This window comes from Pedobacter frigoris, assembly GCF_005116445.1.
Taxonomy (GTDB): Bacteria; Bacteroidota; Bacteroidia; order Sphingobacteriales; family Sphingobacteriaceae; genus Pedobacter; species Pedobacter frigoris.
The window spans coordinates 575,571-595,670 of sequence record NZ_SWBQ01000003.1; the positions used below are offsets into that span (position 1 = coordinate 575,571).

General features: G+C 38.2%; 25 protein-coding genes and 2 tRNA genes. 9 read left to right on the top strand and 18 right to left on the bottom strand.

Going from position 1 to position 20,100, the window contains the following annotated elements:
• Positions 1-8: 8 nt before the first annotated feature.
• From FA047_RS13270 to FA047_RS13285, 4 genes are all read right to left on the bottom strand, one after another.
• Positions 9-81 (bottom strand) — tRNA-Gly (locus tag FA047_RS13270).
• 136 nt (positions 82-217) lie between these two features.
• Positions 218-709, bottom strand: a complete 492-nt coding sequence (locus FA047_RS13275) for a regulatory protein RecX (RefSeq protein ID WP_136836541.1) — start codon at positions 707-709, stop codon at positions 218-220.
• A 58-nt stretch (positions 710-767) separates the two neighbouring features.
• On the bottom strand, positions 768-3,221 hold the full coding sequence (locus FA047_RS13280) for a glutaminase family protein (protein WP_136836542.1): 2,454 nt from the start codon (positions 3,219-3,221) through the stop codon (positions 768-770).
• Between the two features lie 104 nt (positions 3,222-3,325).
• A complete protein-coding gene (locus FA047_RS13285; protein WP_136836543.1) occupies positions 3,326-3,886 on the bottom strand; it encodes a pyridoxamine 5'-phosphate oxidase family protein in 561 nt (186 codons plus the stop codon).
• 299 nt (positions 3,887-4,185) lie between these two features.
• Between FA047_RS13285 and FA047_RS13290 the strand changes: the two genes are divergently transcribed.
• Positions 4,186-4,259: transfer RNA gene (locus FA047_RS13290), tRNA-Cys, on the top strand.
• 218 nt (positions 4,260-4,477) lie between these two features.
• On the opposite strand, the gene gloA2 is transcribed toward FA047_RS13290, so the two are convergent.
• From gloA2 to FA047_RS13305, 3 genes are read right to left on the bottom strand one after another with little or no spacing between them, the layout of a single operon-like run.
• Entirely contained in the window at positions 4,478-4,861 is a 384-nt protein-coding gene (gene gloA2, locus FA047_RS13295) for an SMU1112c/YaeR family gloxylase I-like metalloprotein (RefSeq protein ID WP_136836544.1), read from the bottom strand.
• Complete coding sequence (locus FA047_RS13300) at positions 4,851-5,849, bottom strand: WD40/YVTN/BNR-like repeat-containing protein (RefSeq protein WP_225872726.1); 999 nt, start codon at positions 5,847-5,849, stop codon at positions 4,851-4,853. Before FA047_RS13300 ends, gloA2 begins: the two co-directional genes overlap by 11 nt.
• 29 nt (positions 5,850-5,878) lie before the next feature.
• Positions 5,879-6,310: a DUF2147 domain-containing protein gene (locus tag FA047_RS13305; RefSeq protein WP_136836546.1), complete on the bottom strand. Its 432-nt coding sequence runs from the start codon at positions 6,308-6,310 to the stop codon at positions 5,879-5,881.
• 145 nt (positions 6,311-6,455) lie between these two features.
• Between FA047_RS13305 and FA047_RS13310 the strand changes: the two genes are divergently transcribed.
• Positions 6,456-7,763, top strand: coding sequence for a Gfo/Idh/MocA family protein (locus FA047_RS13310; RefSeq protein ID WP_136836547.1), 1,308 nt, complete (start codon positions 6,456-6,458; stop codon positions 7,761-7,763).
• Between the two features lie 158 nt (positions 7,764-7,921).
• On the opposite strand, the gene FA047_RS13315 is transcribed toward FA047_RS13310, so the two are convergent.
• Positions 7,922-9,253 (bottom strand): S8 family peptidase, encoded by a 1,332-nt coding sequence (locus FA047_RS13315; RefSeq protein WP_136836548.1) that lies wholly within the window; start codon positions 9,251-9,253, stop codon positions 7,922-7,924.
• 367 nt (positions 9,254-9,620) lie between these two features.
• On the opposite strand from FA047_RS13315, the gene FA047_RS21010 reads away from it, so the two are divergent.
• From FA047_RS21010 to FA047_RS20880, 3 genes are all read left to right on the top strand, one after another.
• Positions 9,621-9,899, top strand: a complete 279-nt coding sequence (locus FA047_RS21010) for an ATP-binding cassette domain-containing protein (RefSeq protein ID WP_262709989.1) — start codon at positions 9,621-9,623, stop codon at positions 9,897-9,899.
• 62 nt (positions 9,900-9,961) lie between these two features.
• Positions 9,962-10,450 carry an ATP-binding cassette domain-containing protein gene (locus FA047_RS21015; protein WP_262709994.1) on the top strand — a complete coding sequence of 163 codons (489 nt, stop codon included), beginning with the start codon at positions 9,962-9,964 and terminating at the stop codon, positions 10,448-10,450.
• Positions 10,447-10,779 carry a hypothetical protein gene (locus FA047_RS20880; RefSeq protein ID WP_225872727.1) on the top strand — a complete coding sequence of 111 codons (333 nt, stop codon included), beginning with the start codon at positions 10,447-10,449 and terminating at the stop codon, positions 10,777-10,779. The genes FA047_RS21015 and FA047_RS20880 overlap by 4 nt, the downstream gene beginning before the upstream one ends.
• Here FA047_RS20880 and FA047_RS13325 read toward each other — a convergent pair.
• The 7 genes from FA047_RS13325 to FA047_RS13350 form a co-directional block, all read right to left on the bottom strand.
• On the bottom strand, positions 10,776-11,465 hold the full coding sequence (locus FA047_RS13325) for a Dph6-related ATP pyrophosphatase (protein WP_136836549.1): 690 nt from the start codon (positions 11,463-11,465) through the stop codon (positions 10,776-10,778). The genes FA047_RS20880 and FA047_RS13325 overlap by 4 nt on opposite strands.
• A 30-nt stretch (positions 11,466-11,495) precedes the next feature.
• The gene (locus tag FA047_RS13330) at positions 11,496-11,858 is read right to left on the bottom strand and encodes a response regulator transcription factor (protein ID WP_136836550.1); all 363 of its coding nucleotides are present in this window, start codon (positions 11,856-11,858) and stop codon (positions 11,496-11,498) included.
• A gap of 106 nt (positions 11,859-11,964) precedes the next feature.
• Complete coding sequence (locus tag FA047_RS20530; protein WP_169304404.1) at positions 11,965-12,129, bottom strand: hypothetical protein; 165 nt, start codon at positions 12,127-12,129, stop codon at positions 11,965-11,967.
• Positions 12,130-12,367: 238 nt separating this feature from the next.
• A complete protein-coding gene (locus tag FA047_RS13335) occupies positions 12,368-13,051 on the bottom strand; it encodes a DUF92 domain-containing protein (protein ID WP_225872728.1) in 684 nt (227 codons plus the stop codon).
• A 50-nt stretch (positions 13,052-13,101) separates the two neighbouring features.
• Positions 13,102-14,136, bottom strand: coding sequence for an Atu2307/SP_0267 family LLM class monooxygenase (locus FA047_RS13340; RefSeq protein WP_136836552.1), 1,035 nt, complete (start codon positions 14,134-14,136; stop codon positions 13,102-13,104).
• A 139-nt stretch (positions 14,137-14,275) separates the two neighbouring features.
• Positions 14,276-14,551, bottom strand: coding sequence for a hypothetical protein (locus FA047_RS13345; protein ID WP_136836553.1), 276 nt, complete (start codon positions 14,549-14,551; stop codon positions 14,276-14,278).
• Between the two features lie 132 nt (positions 14,552-14,683).
• Positions 14,684-15,091: a hypothetical protein gene (locus FA047_RS13350; RefSeq protein WP_136836554.1), complete on the bottom strand. Its 408-nt coding sequence runs from the start codon at positions 15,089-15,091 to the stop codon at positions 14,684-14,686.
• A 141-nt stretch (positions 15,092-15,232) separates the two neighbouring features.
• On the opposite strand from FA047_RS13350, the gene FA047_RS13355 reads away from it, so the two are divergent.
• Positions 15,233-15,430 carry a hypothetical protein gene (locus FA047_RS13355; RefSeq protein WP_136836555.1) on the top strand — a complete coding sequence of 66 codons (198 nt, stop codon included), beginning with the start codon at positions 15,233-15,235 and terminating at the stop codon, positions 15,428-15,430.
• Between the two features lie 241 nt (positions 15,431-15,671).
• Here the strand turns inward: FA047_RS13355 and FA047_RS13360 are convergent, their stop codons facing one another.
• Positions 15,672-16,223: a hypothetical protein gene (locus FA047_RS13360; protein ID WP_136836556.1), complete on the bottom strand. Its 552-nt coding sequence runs from the start codon at positions 16,221-16,223 to the stop codon at positions 15,672-15,674.
• A gap of 4 nt (positions 16,224-16,227) precedes the next feature.
• Complete coding sequence (locus tag FA047_RS13365) at positions 16,228-16,704, bottom strand: RNA polymerase sigma factor (protein ID WP_136836557.1); 477 nt, start codon at positions 16,702-16,704, stop codon at positions 16,228-16,230.
• Positions 16,705-16,873: 169 nt separating this feature from the next.
• Here FA047_RS13365 and FA047_RS13370 point away from each other — a divergent pair, with 169 nt between their 5' ends.
• Complete coding sequence (locus FA047_RS13370; RefSeq protein WP_136836558.1) at positions 16,874-18,079, top strand: MFS transporter; 1,206 nt, start codon at positions 16,874-16,876, stop codon at positions 18,077-18,079.
• A 16-nt stretch (positions 18,080-18,095) separates the two neighbouring features.
• On the opposite strand, the gene FA047_RS13375 is transcribed toward FA047_RS13370, so the two are convergent.
• Positions 18,096-18,806 (bottom strand): YqjF family protein, encoded by a 711-nt coding sequence (locus FA047_RS13375; protein WP_136836559.1) that lies wholly within the window; start codon positions 18,804-18,806, stop codon positions 18,096-18,098.
• Positions 18,807-18,923: 117 nt separating this feature from the next.
• On the opposite strand from FA047_RS13375, the gene FA047_RS13380 reads away from it, so the two are divergent.
• Together FA047_RS13380 and FA047_RS13385 are read left to right on the top strand one after the other, a co-directional pair.
• Entirely contained in the window at positions 18,924-19,556 is a 633-nt protein-coding gene (locus FA047_RS13380; RefSeq protein ID WP_136836560.1) for a DsbA family oxidoreductase, read from the top strand.
• Between the two features lie 103 nt (positions 19,557-19,659).
• A complete protein-coding gene (locus tag FA047_RS13385; protein ID WP_225872729.1) occupies positions 19,660-20,100 on the top strand; it encodes a c-type cytochrome in 441 nt (146 codons plus the stop codon).

A 20,100-nucleotide genomic window follows, 5' to 3' on the forward strand; every position in this document is an offset into this window, starting at 1 on the left:
GCATTTAGAGCGAAAGACGAGATTCGAACTCGCGACCCCGACCTTGGCAAGGTCGTGCTCTACCAACTGAGCTACTTTCGCATGATCTTTGACATCTCCGATATCATTCCAAACTCTAAAAGGTTTTTTTTAATTACACCCTTTGTTTCCGTTTGGGAATGCAAATATAAGCAGATTTATATTTCCGTCAAGTTATTTTTCATAAAAAATGCTACAATCAGGTTAAGTTATTGTTTTTCAGTACCTCTAAAATTAAATCATTTTCAAAACCTCTAGTCAAAAGGTAATTTACAAGCTTATATTTTCTTTTATAGGCTTCCTTTTCAGAAATTGTCTTCAACTTCTTCTCTGCACATGTTAATATCGTTCTCAGATAATCATCATAATTTATCGTCTTCAATACATTCACGATCATCTTATCCGGAACTTTTTTCAGCTTCAGTCCCTGTTTAATTTTGATCTTCCCCCAGCCTTTGATATTAAACTTACCTGACACGTAAGCCATAGCAAAGCGTTCTTCATTTAAAAAATTAGTCTGTATAAGCTCAGAAATCGTTTCTTCAACATCGTTACTCCACAATCCCCATTCATACAGTTTATCCCTCACCTCCTGCTGTGAACGTTCCTGATAAGCACAATAATGCTCAGCTTTTGCAAGTGCAGCCTTTTTATCGAGTTTAACAACTACTTTTTTTGAAGATTCGAACATATGCAATATTACTAAATACAGCAATTAAGTGAGTCAATACCGCTGCAATAAATACCAATTACTTTTTCAACTTATCTTCAAGCATTTTAATATAAAATCCGCCCACTACACTTCGGGCAGTAAAATTCTGACGCCTGGCATCAAGTGTTTCATACCAGTCGCTCATTGGGACTCTGTCAGGTGTCTCCAATGCATACTTATATACCGGGGCAATCAATGCCTCAAAATCTTTACGATTATTTGCTAGTGTGGCCGTCCATGTGATCCAGTCTGATTTGGTATAGGTCTTGCGGCTATCTAACGGCAATCCATATTTCTGCTGTTTGGTCAGGTAATACTTCACTTCTTTTTCATAAACTTCCTTAGGAAAAAGGTTCAAACTTAATACTTTGTCCCATACCAGGTTGTACTTCTGACTCCAGGTATTTTTATCATTAAAAGTTAGTGCATAATGGTCTCCGGCATCCGCCAGCTGCATCCACTTTCTCGCCATATCCTTAGCCATTGCAGTATATTTTTCTCCGGTCGCTTTCTCTCCAAGCATATTAGCCATCATTCCATACCCTCCTAATGCAACAATTGCTTTCACCGATAAATTGGCGTTTCTGGCAAGATGCCCAGCAAAATCGTCAGTAGAAAGTTGGTTTTCCGGATCCAAGCCCTTTTCACTCAGATACTCAGCCCAAATGCTCAAAGTTTTCCAGTGCTTTTTAGCATAAAAGGCATTGCCTTCCGTTTTAGATATTGCCGCAGCAAGAATGAGCATATTCCCGGATTCCTCAACAGGCATATCCTCTCCGTAAGTTTGCCCATTCGCCAGCGGATAAGTACCGAGATCATGAGCAGCATAAGGCTTGTTCCATTTACCACTTTCACTAAAATAGAAAATGCCATTCAGCATCCCCTTCAACAGTTCAGGATTGTAAATTAAAAACAATGGCGCTGATGGATAAGTGATGTCTACTGTCCCTATGGAACCATTACTATAGTTTTCCTTCGACAAAAACAAGATCTCACCATCCGGACTTTTAACGAGTTTATGAGCAGTAATCGCCTGCCTGTAAGCAAGTATACACAATTGCGCATAAGCTTCACCTCCACTTTTAACCGCGTCATTATATAACTTTTTATCAAAAGCCGCACACTTTTGCAATATGGCTTTCGAATCTTTAAATGCCAGGGCCAATTGCCCTTCGATCGTTTGCTGCCCATTATTGTTCCACCACGGTCTTAGGTTGGCTTTAAAGTATTGAACCGAATACAGATCGTCATAACCGAGCATTATATTACTTTCTTTGACTATAGTTCCAACTTTACCAACTGGAACAACCGTATTCAATACCAATTTTTCTCCAGTCAGTTCTTTTGCGTCTTTATCCCCTTTGGCCAACAAAGATTTAGGTGCATCAGCCGTTGTGGAAATACTTTGCATGCTTTTATAATCAGAAGGCACAGCCACGTACATGTACCCCCAATCAATTCTTACATCATCTCCCGCCCTTTTTAACATAGGTTGCTCAACTGTGCCTGCTTTCAATATAGACAAGTTGTTTGAGCTATACTTCTTAGCAACTACAGGCTGAAATGTGGTGTGCGTGGCGATAGCAGTCGATGCACCAAAATATAGTTTCACATCATGCTGTACTTCATCGTTTGATTTCATTTGTGCCGAGATATAAGTCACAGGTCTCGAAAGTAAATTAAGATCGTCCATTAACTGCGGAGAAGTGAATGTAAGTGTCAAATCTACCTTTCCGGCTGTAAATTGATAAATGGTTTGGGTTGCGTTAATCTGCATACTTTTTTGTTGGGCATCAACGACCCGCACCGCATCCTCACCAGAAGGTTCCTCTACCAAACCGACATCTAAAAATGATGGGCCTCCGGTATTCACCGCATAAACAGCCAGGACATTTTTTCCTTTTTTAAGCATCTTTTTTGCTTCATCATCCAACGGAATGTAAATAAACTTACCTTCCAGCTTTTGTCTGCTGTATATTTCCTTTCCATTTAAAAAAACAGTAGCCTTATCGTCATGTCTGATCTGAAGAAAGAGTTTATTCCTGCTGATCTGATTAAGATTGAATACCCTCCGTACCCATATCTCATCTTTTTTCCATGGAGTTTTAGCCTGTGAGGGCTCACTTCCTGCAGGGCCTAAAGCTGTTTTCCAATTTCCGTCATTAAAATTAATATTTGCCCAATCAGATGAGGGTTTGGATTCATTGTACGCCATTACTTGAGGCCTCTCATCTGCAGCTGGCACTACTGATTGATATACCTTTTCAAATTTCCCAAGGAAACTATATATTTTGCCGTCAACACTAATCATACCTGTAAGAGAATGATTAGCGCCTGTCCAATGTTTTGTGGTTCCTGCATTTAAAGTATCTGAAGAAGACCAGATACTAAAATAAGGATCATGAGCTACTAGTGGATAAGCCGGAGCTTTTCGCTGCTGAGCATAAACTGCAGAGTAACTCAGTAAAATAGATAATAAAATTCTTTTCATATTACTTGCTAAAACGATAAAGTGTTAGCCAAAATAAGAAAACTTTATTTTATTATCTATATAATCAGCGCTATTTATTAGCGACCTTAAAAATTCCGATTTACTTAGATTTCTAATTTGCCTTCTACAGAATCGTCCATAGTCTTTCCCGTTATTATCGAAGCAGCCATTTTAACAAAGGCGATCATCTCCCCATGTTTGGTATCCCAGTAATAAACATTTGTTGGAATTACCTTTAGAAGACTAATATGTTCATCCTCTTTACCATCCTGAAACCATACTTTTAGCAACGGATTCCAAAGCTCATCAATTTTTTTCTGATCGGTACTTACTTCGGTAATTCCATTTATATTCAGAAATCCCGAATTTTTGTTTTCCTGAAAAAATAGGTGTGTAAAAGGATCTGATTCAAGTTCTTTATTTTTAGTGCTGTCATTCATACTCATGAACCATAGATTTCCTTCATCATCAACCTGAAGTACAGACATTGGTCTTACAGATAATGGCAATCCGGTCTTGATGTTGGTGCAGAAAAAGCAGTTTTCAGCACTTGTTGCTATATGCTTCAGTTTTTTTAATGCCTCTTCTCCCTCAAGTGTCACAATATGTTCATCAGTTGCCTGTGTGTTGTTGGAACTATCGCGCGATTTTTCTTTATTTTCCATGTTTTAATTGTTAGGTGATGTAGATATAGAACACCTCCGGACAATTAATTGTTTTTCACACCTAACTACACGTTCAGACTATTTTAAACCCTTCCATTTCCTATATACAGCATAAGCCACACCGCCAATCTGGCTTTTCTGTTTTATTTGCATTTTCAAGACAACATCAGTGACCATCAGACATAACCTTTCTTAGATTTTAAGCATTAAAAAATATTTTAAAAAAAGTCTAGTAATTTAATAGACTTTATATATATTTGTATCATCAAACGCAGGGAGCTGCTTTTGAATTAAAATATAGTCATGTGGCCGAGTGGTTAGGTAAGGGTCTGCAAAACCTTTGACGGCGGTTCGAATCCGCCCTTGACGTCCAGTACAGTTCTCATAATTGTCTGAATCTTTAGATGTTTGGTTAGATCTAAGTTTTGTTTAAAAAGAAAGCCAGGTTGGATGACCTGGCTTTTCTTATTTAAAAATCTTTGCAAAAGAAACGGGGATACAGCAATCCACCGTATCCCCGCTATCTAAATTAACGCTCTCATATATATAGACGATCAAATATTACATTTATTGTATCACCCTGTAAAAAAATTATTTTTCATAAAATTCTATGGGTAGCAGGTCGGGATCGGTGATAAAAGTAAAGCGCTTACCAGTAAATTCATCTATTCTGACTGGCTCTGCAATCACACCCAGATTATTCAGTCTAATGACAACTTCTCCAATGTCATCCACCTCAAACGCCAGGTGCCGCAATCCTACCGCCTCTGGTCTGGATGGCCTTACAACAGGATCAGGAAAAGAAAACAGCTCAATGATATACTCACCATTGAGGGCAAGATCTAATTTATAAGATTTTCGTTTTTCTCTATAAACTTCCCTGATTACCTTCAGTCCCAACACATCTATATAAAATTTTTTAGACGCTTCATAGTCCTGGCAAATAACAGCAATATGATGAACTTTATTTATCATCACTAATCTTCAGTTGATATATTTGTCCCTTATTCCCTGCTATCAGTATCAAATTCCCTTTCTTTGCTTTCTGAATAACATTGAAACTAAGATCTGAAATCTTGTGCCAGTTCTTTCCTCCATCATTAGATACGTCAGTTCCTGAAGTTCCTGTAGCTAACAATGTTTTTTTATTCACATAAAGAACGCCTGACCGAAAACCTTCAACAGGTCTTTGAGGTTTCTGCCAGGTCTTACCTCCATCCATTGTAAGTAATATGTTATTTGGATTTTCCTTATCCTTCAGGTAGTTTCCTCCTACTGCTACACCAGTTTTTGGGTTATAAAAATCGATAGAAAATGGTCCGGTACTATTTTCACCTTGCCAAATGGGACATTTGAATACTTTCCAGCTGTACCCATAATTATCCGAATAATAGATATTTGACACACTGCCGCCAGTAGCGATCCATACCCTGCCTTTGCCTGCAGTTCTGATAGTAGTACCGCTGGCTGCAAATCCAGCTTCCCCCATACTCAGATCAGATTTCAAATTCCCTGACACATCTTGCCAGTTTAGTCCACCGTCCCTTGTTTTTAACAGCTGCATTTTATTATTGATGGGATCACCGAAAATAATTCCGTTTTTATCGTCCCAAAAATCCATTCCATCTAAAAATATTGCTGAATCTACATTTTTATAAACTTCTTTCCATGTTGCCCCGCCATCTGAAGTCACCAGTACATAAGCAGGGGAACCAGCATTGACAGTAACCGCCCTGTCTTTGTCAAAAGCCTCAATATCCCTGAAATCTAATTTCTCGTAGCCCTTCGGCTGTATGCGTTGCCAGGTCTTGCCCCCATCCACCGTACGACCTATAGTCCCATTACTCCCACTTACCCAGGCAACCTGATCAGAAACGATAGACATTCCTCTGAAACTCGCATTACCCATTTGGTTCAGCGGCTCCAACTTGTAAATCTGACCAATCCCTAAAAAGGGCAGCATAACAAATAAACTTATAAGATATCTGATCATTATTTTACTTTTTTCCAGGTTTCAGATCTTCCAATTAATGAAATCCCGACATACCCTCTCATGTTAAGATCGCCATTACTTTTTAAGCTCATATTGCAACTATACGTTTTTCCGGATTTAGGATCGTAGATTTTTCCATCAGTCCACTTATCACCAGAAAATTCAAAATCCTTGAGTATCTCTAATCCTAAAATCTGTTTTGAACGAAGCGCTGCATTTGGATTGTTCACATCAGTCTTCACATTTCCTTTTGCATCTTTTGGCTCTTTCAGCCAAACAATTTTCCCAAAGTATTTGTCACTCCGTTTAGTGATCTCAATGTGTGCTTCTCCGGATGAATTGATCCATTTGCCCAGGATAGCATCTTTGTTTTGACTAAATACGGATGGGGAAATTGTGGTAACCAGCATCAAAAAAAACAGGTATTTCATAAGTATAAATTTTAGTAGTCTCAGTTGCTACAAAATGCGCATAATTAACAAAAGAAGCAACTTATTTAACAATATTAACAACGTTTAAATAACAAAATCATTACGATTTTTCTTTTATCACCAAATAACTCTATTTTCATAGATTATGAGCAGAAAATCAAACTTAAATTCAACAGATCGAAGGTCGTTTTTAAAAAAAACAGGATTGATTGCGATGGGAAGTACCCTAGCGTATCATACGGGATATGCCTCCCCTTTATTCCCATCAGCTAAACCCAAACTTAAAGTAGGATTGGTTGGATGCGGCGGAAGAGGTACGGGTGCTGCTTCACAAGCACTCAAAGCTGATCCTGATGTGGTAATTACAGCTTTGGCAGATATATTCGAAGACAGGCTTGAGTCTGCCTACACCGCGCTCAAAGAAATAGGAGCCAAACAGGTAAAAGTAGATCAAAAGAATAAATTTATAGGCTTTGATGCCTTCCAAAGACTTATAGACTCAGGAGTTGATGTAGTATTGCTCACTACCCCTCCTTCCTTCAGACCAGACCACCTTACTGCTGCGATTCATGCAGGAAAGCATGTATTTTGTGAAAAGCCTGTGGCTGTAGATGCTCCGGGAATAAGAAAAGTACTGGAAGCGGCAAAACTGGCAAAGGAGAAAAATCTATCCCTGGTCTCTGGCTTCTGCTTCCGTTACGATCTGCCCAGCAGAGCAACAATGGCAAAAGTGCTCAACGGAGATATAGGAGAAATCAGGAGCATTTCTACTTTTAGAAATGGTGCGGGCAACTGGTCAAATCCACGGCAGCCGGACTGGACGGACCTTACTTATAAGCTACGAAACTGGCACTACCACAATTGGCTTTCGGGCGATTTCATTGTAGAACAAGCTGTGCATAGTCTGGACCTGATGTCATGGGCAATGGGCGATCAGTTACCTGTCCGCGCAACAGGAACCGGCGGAAGACAGGTTAGGACAGATGAAATATTCGGCAATATTTACGACCATTTTGCCATTGAATTTGAATATGCAAACGGCGCCAAAGGATATCATTTCTGCAGACAACAGGAGGGTACTTCGCATCGCAACACTATGGATGTATTGGGTACTGACGGTAGTGCAATGATCAATGTAATGACAAAACAGGAAATCACCGGCAAAAATAAGTGGGTTTATAGTGGTGAAAAAAATAACATGTACCAAACCCAGCATAACGAACTATTTGAAGGCATCAGAAATGGCAAACCAATAAATCAAGGGGTAGAAATGGCAAACAGTACCATGTTGGCTATATGGGGCAGAATGGTCGCTTATAGCGGACAGACCCTTACTTGGGATCAGGCACTCAATTCCAATCAGACGCTTGGACCTGCGATAGAAAAATATAACTGGGACTTGAAGTGGGAAGACCAACCGGTCGCATTGCCTGGTATTACTAAAGTAATTTAATTGGTTTTCGATAAGGCCTGAAGCAACCTGCTTAGTAGTGAGTGCACCTTTTTTCTGGAAAAAGGTGCACTCACCGTGGATTGATTACACTCTTACTATGCTCTCAGTATATACCAGACTAGAGCCTGTTCCGATCAGGTATAAGAGAGAATTTGTATTTATTTCATGTTTTCAGCCATCTTTAATGCTTCATAAGCATTTACAACGCCTCCGGTTCTGCAAAGTTCCGTCATTTTAACTTTTTTACCTCCTGATTTGGGTTTGACCACAGGAAAATCAATCTTGGTAACGCTCTGCTCAATGATCTGCTTTACCTGCTTTGCTGTTAAATGAGGGTAATAGCTCTTTATTAAAGCAGCTACACCTGCAACAACCGGGGTAGCCATACTAGTACCTGATAGTGGACTATATTTATTATCTGGCAAAGTCGAATAAATACCAACACCTGGTGCAAACACGTCAACTGTCTGATCTCCATAATTGCTGAAAGCTGCAACCAAAGCCGTTTCTGAAGATCCGCTGGCACCAACTGTGATCATATTTGATGCACGCGTATTTCCTTTCATATGAAAAGGTGATGGATAATGAGGGATACTGTCAATATCTGTACCTTCATTTCCTGCAGCATTGACAATCAATACCCCTTTTTTCTCCGCATAGCGGATAGCATCTTCAACCATTTTACGTTCTGGAGATACTCTTTTACCAAAACTCATATTGATAATCTGAGCACCGTTATCTACAGCATAACGAATTCCAAGTGCCACATCTTTATCATACTCATCACCGTTTGGCACTACCCTCACGCCCATTAGCTTTACCGCAGCTGCAATGCCATCCATACCAGCTCCATTTCCACGTTCAGCACCTATAATTCCAGCCACGTGTGTTCCATGAAAATATGGATCTCCCATTAAATTTGCATTTCCATAGAAACGGTCCTTAATATTAAAATAATCATCCTTTACTTCCTTGCCCCTAAAATCTATTGGTGCAACAGTATCCGCTTTTTTCAATAAGCTTTTACTAAGTACCCATGAGTGATAATGCTGTCTATCTTTCTTTTTAACATCCTTTTCATTCTGAACATTTTCGAACTGGGATTTATATTTAAAGTAAACACGCTGATATTCTGAGCTTTCAGCAGTTACCTGGCCATTACCGCCAAGGAAATTCCAACCCAGTACATCACCTTTATATCCGTTTCCATCTACATCCTGATTTCCTGCCTTCTCTTTTTCGTTCCTCCACAGATTAGCTCTTAAATCTTCGTGTAATGTATCTATACCACCATCCAATACCGCTACAATAACTGTTTTAGGTGTCTTGCCTTTTAGAAGCTCGTTATAAGCCCTGGTAACTCCCGTCCCATAAACCTTTTCTATATCTTTAGATTGTAAGTGCCAATCCTGCTTTTGCGCATACATTGCCATCGGCAAACATAGCATACCGAAAATCAATGCTGCTTTTGATCCAATTTGTTTTTTCATTGCTAATAAGTTGTTTTTATTTTGACCGCATTATAGCTAATTTATACTAAAAATTAGCGGTGGATAATAAAATAGTTACCAAACATCAAAATTTTTATTATATTTGCTTCCGAGAGCGTTAATTTAAAACGGGGATAGATCTTAGGATTTATTCCCGTTTTTCCTTTTAAGGAACTTTTTCTAATGCCACTGGCAATGTTATGCCTTCAATACCAAAGCTTTATGATGATTGACTTGCAAAGTTAACCTAAGTGAATTTGATTCTATTTTAGAATTCACTACTTTTGGGTGCACTAACAAACAAAAAATCGATGTAAGATATAATTTCTTTTCTCTTTTAATTATTCACTTTTTAAAGAAAGAAATTATGCTTATTCTTCAAAACATCACTCATATACATTCCGATGGAGGCATATTATTTAATGATATAAACCTCATCATTAATAAAAAAGACAAAATCGCATTAATTGGTAACAATGGTTCGGGCAAGTCTACGCTTTTAAAAATTCTAGCCGGACACCTGAATCCTGCAAAAGGCCTTGCATCCGTGAGTTCTAAACCTTATTATGTACCACAGCTTTTTGGGCAGTTTAATGATTATAGCATTGCCCAAGCCTACGTATCGGATATAAACTCCAGGCTTTAAGAGAAATCCTTGATGGAAATACAACTGATGCAAATCTGGACCTACTCAATGACGATTGGACAATTGAAGATCGCTGTAATCAAGCGCTTGCCCATTGGAAGTTAGATAATTTAGATTTATCGCAAAAAATGGGGACACTCAGTGGGGGCCAGAAAACCAAAGTATTCCTCGCCGGAATTAATATCCATAAACCTGAAATTGTATTGCTGGATGAGCCGAGTAATCATTTAGATCTCTCTAGCAGAAATATTCTTTATGATTATATAAATCATACTACAAATACATTAGTGGTCGTAAGCCACGACAGAATGTTGTTGAATTCCCTCACTAAAGTTTACGAGCTCAATAAGCATGGTATTAATGTATATGGCGGCAATTATGATTTTTATGCACAACAAAAAAGCATTGAAAACAATGCGTTGAACCAGAATTTGAAAAGCAAAGAAAAAGCGCTTCGTAAAGCCAAAGAAGTAGAAAGGGAATCTATAGAACGTCAGGAAAAGCTAGATGCTAAAGGAAAGAAAAAGCAGGGCTTCCTACAATTTCGATGAATACACTCAAAAATAACGCAGAAAAAAGCACGTCTCAGATCAAAGACATTCATGCCGGAAAAGTAGACACCATTTCAAGAGAATTACATCAATTGCGTGCTTCTGTAGCAGATATAGACCAAATGAAGATGAGCTTCAGCAACTCCGAACTTCATAATGGAAAGACGTTGATTAATGCGAAGGATGTTAATTATGGATACGAAGAGCAATTGCTCTGGAAAGAGCCCCTGAATGTTCAAATCAAAAGTGGCGAGCGCATTTCTCACGATGAATATTTCCTTCAGCAGATCGGCACAGAACAAAGTATTTGTCTGATTCAAAATAACTAAACCAGGTCTATATACCAGTATCCGGTGGTCTCATCTATCTGCCCATTGGGAGAAGGATATGTTTTAAACACCTTCTCCCCAAGGGCAAAGTTTATTGGTTTTTTGAAGATTGGGCCGTCAAAAACAAAGGTATGAAATTCGCCATTTTCACCACATGGATCAACATCTGAAGGCAGATCTTCAATAAAACTTTCATCAATTATTCTACCGACAAATTCTTCCAGGCCTGCTTCGGCACATACAACGACTGTCTTGTATCCCAAAGAAATAAAGGTTTTTAAAACTTCCGTAGTATCTCTCTTCCATATCGGGAAAACGGCTTCAATGCCTAGTTCCCTTAACTTCTTTTCTCTATAGGTTTTCAAATCTTCTAAAAACAGATCACCAAATATAGAGTGTGTGATGCCTTCTGCCTTTAGAAATGACAAATGCTTGTGCATATGCGCCTCGTACGCTGCCATATCAGGCGACTCGGGCAATCTTATCTGGTAAAGTGGAATATCCAAACTTTTTACCTGTTCGATTAAAAGACTTTCCCTTACACCATGCATACTAACACGATTGTATGCTTCATTAACCGTGGTCAGCAAATACTGAACATCAAAGCTTTTATCCTGCAGCACATAATGAAGTGCCAGTGTACTATCTTTTCCTCCACTCCAATTGAACAGGCTGTTTTTTTTCATCCGATGAAGATAAAGATTTCTCTTAATTCATCAGTTTGGAATGTAATATTCTATCCGGTTTGCAAAATCATCCAGATCAAATGGTTTATTGATAAAATCATCTGCCGTACATTTTGATTTAACCTTGTTAATGTTATTGTTGGCCGACATCACCATTACAGGAATGTTATGTGTTTTGATATTACATTTCAATTGGTTGCAGATGTCCAACCCATTACCGTCAGGAAGCATCACATCAAGCACAATCATGTCAGGCGTATGGTTTTGCATCTGCTTCCAGAATTCAGTGGCTGTAGGCGAAACTACTACATCATAAAGCTCCTCAGTAAGCATAAATTCAATGACTTCTCTTATTGCGGCATTGTCTTCTACGACATAAATACATTTTTTCATAGCTCATGATCTTAATGTATCTAAATAACATCTCTGATTTTTAGAAGTTTAGCTTATTTATCCACTTTTTGATAGTTATCCACCTAACTGATCATAGCATGCAATGCTACTGCTCCTTCTTAACTTCTATATTATTGTCTGTCAAAGCTTTATTGTAGCCCAACGAATAATTAATCGCACCCCAGGCAGTCAGCATGGTGATCAGGTCTTCTTCTTTTAATGGTCCGTTGATTTGTTCTTTGCAGAATTGCAAATATTCCGTTTCAGTCATAACACTTCATTTAAACAGCGGTGAAGATAAAAAAAAGCCCTGACATCCATCATGGCTTCTTTTATCAACTAAACCTAAACGTATAAATACTAACCAAATATTTATGCCGCAAAGCTAGGCCAGTGCTGTTAATTTTATATTATGGCAAGGTTATATCTTATGCTCCACAAATCTTTACCATGAACGGTTCCGTTTCAAATTAGCATTCATAATTCAAATGAATTATCTATATGGATTGCTATAGGATCATATAAAAAATCATACCCGCTAATGCAGCAAATAGTGTATTCAAAAAATTCACCAGATTATTTCCTATATATCCTTTACGTTCTAAGACTGCTCCAAGTAATGAATCCATCAGATTTCCTAAAATACCGGCAATTGTAATCAATAAGCTGGTTTTACTTATTCCGGCATAGATCAACCCAACAATAAACGCCCCTAAAACGCCTATTAAAGTACCTTCCAGGCTTATTACTCCATCCAGTCCATTCTCATCTTTTTTAAAACCCAGGATATTATAGAACCTCTTACCATATATTGTGCCCAATTCAGACGACAAGGTGTCAGAAAGCGCGGCAGCCAGACTTGCCGCCATCATCAAGAGAAAGACAGCGGAATGGCTGTTGTATAATAGCGCCATGACCGCCATTAATCCTGCTACCCCACCATTTGCCAATACCTGTCCCGCAGTTCTACCTCCTGCCTGCATACCCTGATCACCTAATTTTGCCTTAAATTCTTTTTTATGTGCAGTTGCGGCTACACCAAGCAGAAAAAAGATCATCAGCATCAAAACGCCTTTCATTCCTGCAGCCAGAAACACCAACCCGCCAATAATGACAGCTGCTACAGACCCCATGAGGGTCAGTTTTCTGGTCCTTACGCTTAAAACCATCGCAGCAATAAGTAATAATGCCACAATCAAAACATAAGGACTTGAAAGCGAATGATAAAACTGGGACATGGGTATTAATTTTTCAAAGCTTTTTTGACTATCGGTGCTACTTTAGTCCCAAAAATCTCTATGGATTTCATCATACCGGCATGTGAAGGATCTCCAACATCCATATGACCGATAAAACGGGTAATACCAAATAGTTCATGCATGTACAAAATTTTGTCGGCTACCTCATTTGCATCGCCAATGAACAAAGCTCCGTCTTTCGCCCTGCCACCGTCATATTGCATTTTGGTATATGGCGACCAGCCTCTCGTTGCTCCAATTCTGTCCATTTGAGCAGCATAGTTATAATAATATCGGTCAGTACTTGCTTCATTATCACTCAAAAAGGAATGCGAATGAATACCAATCTGCATTTGACTTACGTCATGGCCATGCTTAACGTATTCTTGTTTATAAAAATTAATCAGAGGCTGAAATTGCTTTGGTATTCCCCCAATAATCGCCACAATTAATGGCAATCCAAGCTTTGCGGCACGTAGCACCGATTCAGGTGTCCCTCCCACAGCTATCCATATCGGCAATCTACCTTCATTAGTAGCGCGCGGCAGCACCATTTGATTCACAAGAGGTGCACGAAGTTTACCCCTCCAGTTCACCACGTCATTATTATTGATATTCAATAACAGATCCAGCTTCTCTTCAAATAACTGATCGTAGTCGCTCAAATTGTACCCAAACAAGGGAAAAGACTCAATGAAGCTGCCTCTTCCAACGCCTATTTCTGCACGGCCATTAGAAATCAGATCAATGGTTGCAAAATCCTGGTATACCTTCACAGGCTCTGCTGAGCTCAAAACCGTCACCGTACTGGTTAATTTTATATTTTTCGTAATACTTGCGGCGGCAGCCAAAACAATCTCGGGAGATGAAACGGCGTAATCCGGACGATGATGCTCACCTAATCCAAAGACATCCAACCCAACTTCATCAGCCAGTTTGATCTGCTCCAGTATCTCTTGTAACTTAACCTTAGCATCACGTGGCTTTCCTGTCTTCTCATCAAAAGACAAATCTCCAAACATACCTATACCTAATTCCATAATAGTACTTTCTTTTTTGATATAACAAAATTACCCATTACATCATTAGGTCACATTGATGTAAGATAAGAAAGGTCTCTATAATTTCAATATTGGTTTTGAAAGTTAAGTACAAAAACGCCAAAATATTTAAGCGCCTTTAGATATTTTTAGGATTGAATGCGCCATTCTCCCTGTCATTTTTATAATTCAATGCGTCATTCTCCTGGTCTTCTCCTTCTTTCCCCTCCCTCATTTCTTTAATACTCATATTGGCATCAATGTTATGCTCACGTTTATCTTCTTTGCCTTTCAAAACATGTTCATCCTGATGCCCCAAAAAACCTGGATCTACATCAGGGTTCTCGAATTTAGCATCATCGTTTAACTGTACTGGATTGTTCAAAGGTTTGTTGTTTTTGTCGTTGGCTTCCATAACTCAAAATTTAGGTAAATGTTTATGGAGAACAATTAACCAGGCTTTGAGTTTGAAAAATATTATGTAACCACCATAACGCAGAAAAGCAGCCATTATAGCTGCTTTTCAACCATCCCCCTTCAACATCCCCTATACTTTATCCACTTTTTTCCTTTCTAACTTTCTCCCGTCTTTTTTGCCATCTTTCATAGAATTCATTTTTTCAGTTTTCCAGTCCTGATATACCTTACGCTGATTATCATTCAAAACAGCATTAATCTGTCCATCTCTTTTGCTAAATTCTGCTTTCAACAATGATCTGTCAGGCTTTTGCCCTTTTACATGCCTACCTTTTTGTTCTTTTATTCCCTCCAGGTTTATCGCATAAATCTTTGTTTTTTGATCTGCCGTCAATGATAATTTTTTACCTAATACATCAGTAAGACGCTGTGCCTTTTCTTCCGGAGTTTTTCTTTCTCTTTTCTGATCATTTTGCTGTGCAAATGCCATTGTACCCATTCCTATGAATAAAATAGCGCTTAAGATTAATTTTCTCATATCATTCCTTTTGTGTTTTGTAGAATAGAGTCAGGATTTAAAAAAAGGTTTAAACACAGAAATGTTAAGATTTGTTAAAAGATAAATATCTACTGCCGTAAGTTTTTAAACACATCTGCAACTAATACGATAAAATGTATTATGAAACTACTTATTGGCATTCTGCTTTTATCAGCAATGATTTCTTGCAACCGTGAATCATCTCCCGATGGGAGAAGTCAGATCAGAGATGAAAAACTTCAATTGCAATTGGATAGTATTAAACACCAGAATAAAGAGATAATGGATAGTATTGAAATATTGAATCAAAAAATAATAAGATTACAAAAAGAAAGTTAGTGTTGAAACAGCAAGGATCAGCGTCAGTAAAAACAATTAATTTAATTGTATCTACTGACCATCTGACCCGGCCAATGTAAGAGAGCATTGACTAATATTTTTCACATCTAGGGATTTAATTATTTAGGTAACGATTAATTCTATCCGAACAGGAAGATTTATTTTCATTTTTTTAAACTAAATCTTCCTGTCTCTTCTTTTATCATTTACCACCTTGTAAATAAGCTACTTATATTTTACGTTATTTTTCATCTCCGAAATCCTCGATAGTTTGTCGAAGTAGCCTCAACCTCCTTAACCATATACGTCTATGAATAAATATTTGTATCAGAAACATAAAGATCACAATAGCTACCAAAAGATATTTTTCGGGTCCAAATCTGATGTTGTAACTAAAAAAGCTGAGCAAGCCAATGGCAAACATAATCCTGAACGTCACTGACAATATTGCAAACCACTTTACTTTAGAAAAATAATTTTCTAATGAGCTCAACATGCTTTCACCATCAACAAGATATCTTGCAAAATTATACCCCGAAACGTTATGAATCATTGAGATCAAAATAGATACGATCAATATGAGATTAATGATCAAAGGCTTTTGATCACCATCAAACATGCTATAATAACAAATCAGAAATGCTGTCCATCCGGCAATTTCTATAACCAGCTGCTTCCTGATCCCTTTTAGAACAGGGTGATTATTTTCTTTCAGCATTACGCTGAATTGTTCTTTTGTTTTATCAGGAATAGGAATGTTTTTCCAATCTGACTTTAGTTCATCCAGTTCCATCTTTTTATCTGATTAAAAGTTTTTGAATTTTATTTTTGATTCTGTTCAGCCTTACCCCTACATTATTTTCACTGATACCCGTTACTTCAGCAATCTGCTTATAACTGAGTTCTTCAAAATATAATGTTATTATCGCTTTTTCACTATCGTCCAACTGCTTAAGTACCCTGAATAGTTTTTCTTGTCGTTCCATCTGCTCTTCATTTTGGTCTTCCTGAGGAAGGTCGGGCAATACAGGTTGGTATTCTACTGCTGGTTTCTTTTTGCGAAAGGAGGCTATCGCAGTATTCAACGCAACTCTATACATCCAGGTAGTGATCTTTGCTGCCCCTCTGAAAGTTGGCCAGGCTTTCCAAAGCTGGTATGTAATTTCCTGGAAGAGGTCTTCTTGATCTTCTCTACCCTCGCGATAAAGCCTGCAGACCTTATGGATAATTCCCTGGTGCACCTGCAACAGCATTAAGAACTCATGTTCATCCATAATTCTTTTTTATTGAAATATACATATAACGTTACTTTATTCTATAAGTAACAATAAGCGCAAAATACTTACGTAAAGCGCCATTTATTTTATTACAATCTCATGTCTTAAAAGATTCCGACAATAGGATCTCTAAAAACTAACTTTGAATGCTCAAAACTACCTTAACTTGAATCGTAAAAAAACGTTGAAACAACAGCACCAAGGCATTTCCACAGTATTGGCTTTTACACTAATTCCGCTCTCAGGTTTCGCAACAGATATTTATATCCCCTCGCTTCCGAGTATGGCTGCTGCTCTGGGAGTAAGCGATATACAGGTACAAATGACCCTCAGTTTATTCCTGATTAGCTATGGTGTAGCACAGTTATTTGTTGGAAGTTTACTAGATAGCTTTGGCAGATACAAGATTAATCTGATCAGTCTCCTCGTCTTTGCTTTAGCCAGTATTATTATTGCGAATACCTCAAGCATATATCTTATATATGCCATGCGAATTATCCATGGCATCACCGTAGGCGCTATTGTTGTATCCAAGAGGGCCTTTTTTGTAGATGTATTTTCCGGAGATAAATTAAAACATTACCTCAGTATGTTTTCAATTATATGGGCAACTGCACCAATCATCGCACCTTTTGTGGGAGGTTACCTCCAGAATTATTTTGGATGGCAGGCTAATTTCTATTTCCTGGCAGGTTTTGCAGTCATCATATTTATATTGGAATTGATATTTAGCGGAGAAACCATAAAACAACGGATGCCTTTTAACATAAAAATTATCAGCACCGTCTATCAGGAAATGATTAGTACTGCGAGCTTCACACTAGGAATTGTGATGCTGGGTCTATCCTACTCCATGGTAATGATTTACAATATGACAGGCCCGTTTATCATAGAACACCGATTGGGCCTTAGTCCGATAGTGGCTGGATATAGCTCGCTGATATTAGGCGCAGCAGTAATGCTTGGTGGTTTCATTGGCAAGTCAACTATAAACAAACCCTTCAATAAAAAGCTGATTGTCAACTTGAGTATACAGTTGCTCTTTGGCATATTCATGTTTATATATACAGGCTTCGCAGCCAGCTTATATTCTATGATTTTCTTCGCATTTATGATCCACGCCTGCTCAGGCTATACTTTCAATAGTTTTTTTACTTTTTGTTTGAGCAGATTTCCGAAAAATGCAGGAATTGCAAGCGGACTTACAGGGGGCATTAATTACGTAATTGTTTCTTTTTTAAGTTATTGCATTATACTTTTCATACCGGCCAAAGATCAATATAACCTAAACTACAGCTATCTGATCCTGATTGCCCTTTCAGCTATTGTAATGTTCATCATTTTTAAGATGACTGGTAAAAAGATCAGTTAAATCTTTTTTGTACGCTCTAAATGATGGTTCTCTTTTTTTCAACTGAAACTTCTGAGCCTTCCGCAAGCATTACTGAAGATGGCTGCTGTTCGTTTAAAAATGCAAATGAAGTGCCGTAAACCAACTCAAAATCGACATTAATCTCAAAGCTAGTTACATTGTATTGTGCCCACTTTGGATGTTTCACTTCATACTCATTTGTTTTGAGATCACTATACCTTGCATATCCCCAATAATGTTCGGTTATAAATTCCGCCTCACTACCAGGAAGGATTTCTGATAAAGCCCTGTGTGCTTTCACAGCAAAACCCTGCCATTGGTTCTTATACCTCCATTTGTATATTACTTCACGCCCTTCATCCACCTCTGTTAAGCTGTGGGACATCGGCATTGCTTCGTAATTTTCATTATAAATGGTATTGGCTACCACAGACAATGCAAATTTTGGAACAATCTCTTTTATAAAAACGACTCCTCTTTTCCAAATTCCATTGTCATTATATTTAACATAAAACCTGAGGTTTACCTCTTCAAAATTTGCATGGAAAGGAATGCTAAAACCAAGCAGTTTGGTGTTCTTGAATAAGAAACCGATCAAGCTAACATAACAGGTATCATTCCATAAGTCCAGTTCAGTCCCCACAGGCAAATAAGGTATCAGCAAGTCCTTATCGATAACATAATTGGCTATAGCCAGTTTTCTCCATTCGGCCGTCAAAAAACTCATGATGTAAAATAGGAAAAAATAAACATTAATTAACCTTAAAGAGTCAAAACATCACCTCAAAATCATAATCATATAAATACCTGTGCTTATAAAACATAAGCATCTACATTTGCCACCATGAAAGTAGATATCTGGTCGGACGTACGCTGTCCGTTTTGTTATATAGGAAAAAGAAAATTTGAAGCTGCTTTACAACAATTTGAACATAAAGATCAGGTTGAAATAGAATGGCATAGCTTTGAATTGGATCCAAATGCTGAAACAATCGTTGGGGCCAATGCAGTGGATTACCTGGCCAACAGGTATGGAAGATCCAGAGAATGGGCAGAAGAAATGCATCAGAATGTAACCGAGACAGCCGCAGAAGTCGGGTTGGATTTCCATCTGGATATTTCCGTTGTTGCCAATTCCTTCGATGCCCATAGGCTTATCCAACTCGCTAAGACTGAAGGCTTGGGTGATCAGATAGAAGAATGTTTATTTGACGCCTATTTTACCAAAGGAAAAGACATCAGCGATCACACCACCCTTATGGAAATTGGCACTTCCATCGGACTTGACAAATTTATCATTGACACCATGTTAAAAAGCACTGATTTTACTGACGAGGTCCGCAATGATGAGCAAACTGCTCAAAACATAGGTGTAAGAGGTGTTCCATTCTTTGTTTTTGATCAGAAACTTGCGGTATCCGGCGCGCAATCTCCCGAAACTTTTTTAGGGGTAATGAAACAGGCCTGGGAAGTTTAAAAATAAAAGTGGCAAAGAAATAAGGGACGGGGCCATACGGCACAATTATCTTGGGTATTTTATGTGTTATAAAACAATTTTAATACAGTAAACATAGCTTTTTATGATTACGATTTTTTATCTTGTTTTATCAAACACACGACCCATGCAGTATAAAAAAACACTCACCTTATCATGCCTGATGATAACTGTCGGAATGCTGAGTGCATTTATGCCAAAGCAACAGGAACAAAAGGCGAAAAACCTGAAGGTTTTGCCAAAAAACATCAGCCACCAAGACCTTGAAAAATTAATGCGGGGCTTTAATTCCGCTCTTGGGGTAAGATGTAATTTTTGCCATTCACCTCAAAAAGATGATCCAAAGAAAATGGACTTTGCCAGCGACGAAAAAAAGGAAAAAGAAATTGCCAGAGACATGATGCGGATGACGGCCAAAATTAATAAGAAGTACTTCCACGATGAAAAAACAAAAGAAGGAAAAGCGCTCTTAGCAGTTTCATGCGTCACTTGTCACAATGGAAAATCGGAACCTAAAGCGAACTGA

What these genes read in the sequence shown, in the direction of transcription:
- FA047_RS13340 (WP_136836552.1), bottom strand. Translation starts at nt 14,136, where the DNA reads ATGGAATTAGGTATAGGTATGTTTGGAGATTTGTCTTTTGATGAGAAG.
- FA047_RS13325 (WP_136836549.1), bottom strand. Translation starts at nt 11,465, where the DNA reads ATGAAAAAAAACAGCCTGTTCAATTGGAGTGGAGGAAAAGATAGTACA.
- FA047_RS13380 (WP_136836560.1), top strand. Translation starts at nt 18,924, where the DNA reads ATGAAAGTAGATATCTGGTCGGACGTACGCTGTCCGTTTTGTTATATA.
- FA047_RS13355 (WP_136836555.1), top strand. Translation starts at nt 15,233, where the DNA reads ATGAAACTACTTATTGGCATTCTGCTTTTATCAGCAATGATTTCTTGC.
- FA047_RS13285 (WP_136836543.1), bottom strand. Translation starts at nt 3,886, where the DNA reads ATGGAAAATAAAGAAAAATCGCGCGATAGTTCCAACAACACACAGGCA.
- FA047_RS20530 (WP_169304404.1), bottom strand. Translation starts at nt 12,129, where the DNA reads ATGACTGAAACGGAATATTTGCAATTCTGCAAAGAACAAATCAACGGA.
- FA047_RS13305 (WP_136836546.1), bottom strand. Translation starts at nt 6,310, where the DNA reads ATGAAATACCTGTTTTTTTTGATGCTGGTTACCACAATTTCCCCATCC.
- FA047_RS20880 (WP_225872727.1), top strand. Translation starts at nt 10,447, where the DNA reads ATGAATACACTCAAAAATAACGCAGAAAAAAGCACGTCTCAGATCAAA.
- FA047_RS13300 (WP_225872726.1), bottom strand. Translation starts at nt 5,849, where the DNA reads ATGCTGCCCTTTTTAGGGATTGGTCAGATTTACAAGTTGGAGCCGCTG.
- FA047_RS13330 (WP_136836550.1), bottom strand. Translation starts at nt 11,858, where the DNA reads ATGAAAAAATGTATTTATGTCGTAGAAGACAATGCCGCAATAAGAGAA.
- FA047_RS13275 (WP_136836541.1), bottom strand. Translation starts at nt 709, where the DNA reads ATGTTCGAATCTTCAAAAAAAGTAGTTGTTAAACTCGATAAAAAGGCT.
- FA047_RS13360 (WP_136836556.1), bottom strand. Translation starts at nt 16,223, where the DNA reads ATGGAACTGGATGAACTAAAGTCAGATTGGAAAAACATTCCTATTCCT.
- FA047_RS13385 (WP_225872729.1), top strand. Translation starts at nt 19,660, where the DNA reads ATGATTACGATTTTTTATCTTGTTTTATCAAACACACGACCCATGCAG.
- FA047_RS13315 (WP_136836548.1), bottom strand. Translation starts at nt 9,253, where the DNA reads ATGAAAAAACAAATTGGATCAAAAGCAGCATTGATTTTCGGTATGCTA.
- gloA2 (WP_136836544.1), bottom strand. Translation starts at nt 4,861, where the DNA reads ATGATAAATAAAGTTCATCATATTGCTGTTATTTGCCAGGACTATGAA.
- FA047_RS13375 (WP_136836559.1), bottom strand. Translation starts at nt 18,806, where the DNA reads ATGAGTTTTTTGACGGCCGAATGGAGAAAACTGGCTATAGCCAATTAT.
- FA047_RS13345 (WP_136836553.1), bottom strand. Translation starts at nt 14,551, where the DNA reads ATGGAAGCCAACGACAAAAACAACAAACCTTTGAACAATCCAGTACAG.
- FA047_RS13280 (WP_136836542.1), bottom strand. Translation starts at nt 3,221, where the DNA reads ATGAAAAGAATTTTATTATCTATTTTACTGAGTTACTCTGCAGTTTAT.
- FA047_RS13310 (WP_136836547.1), top strand. Translation starts at nt 6,456, where the DNA reads ATGAGCAGAAAATCAAACTTAAATTCAACAGATCGAAGGTCGTTTTTA.
- FA047_RS13350 (WP_136836554.1), bottom strand. Translation starts at nt 15,091, where the DNA reads ATGAGAAAATTAATCTTAAGCGCTATTTTATTCATAGGAATGGGTACA.
- FA047_RS13365 (WP_136836557.1), bottom strand. Translation starts at nt 16,704, where the DNA reads ATGGATGAACATGAGTTCTTAATGCTGTTGCAGGTGCACCAGGGAATT.
- FA047_RS21010 (WP_262709989.1), top strand. Translation starts at nt 9,621, where the DNA reads ATGCTTATTCTTCAAAACATCACTCATATACATTCCGATGGAGGCATA.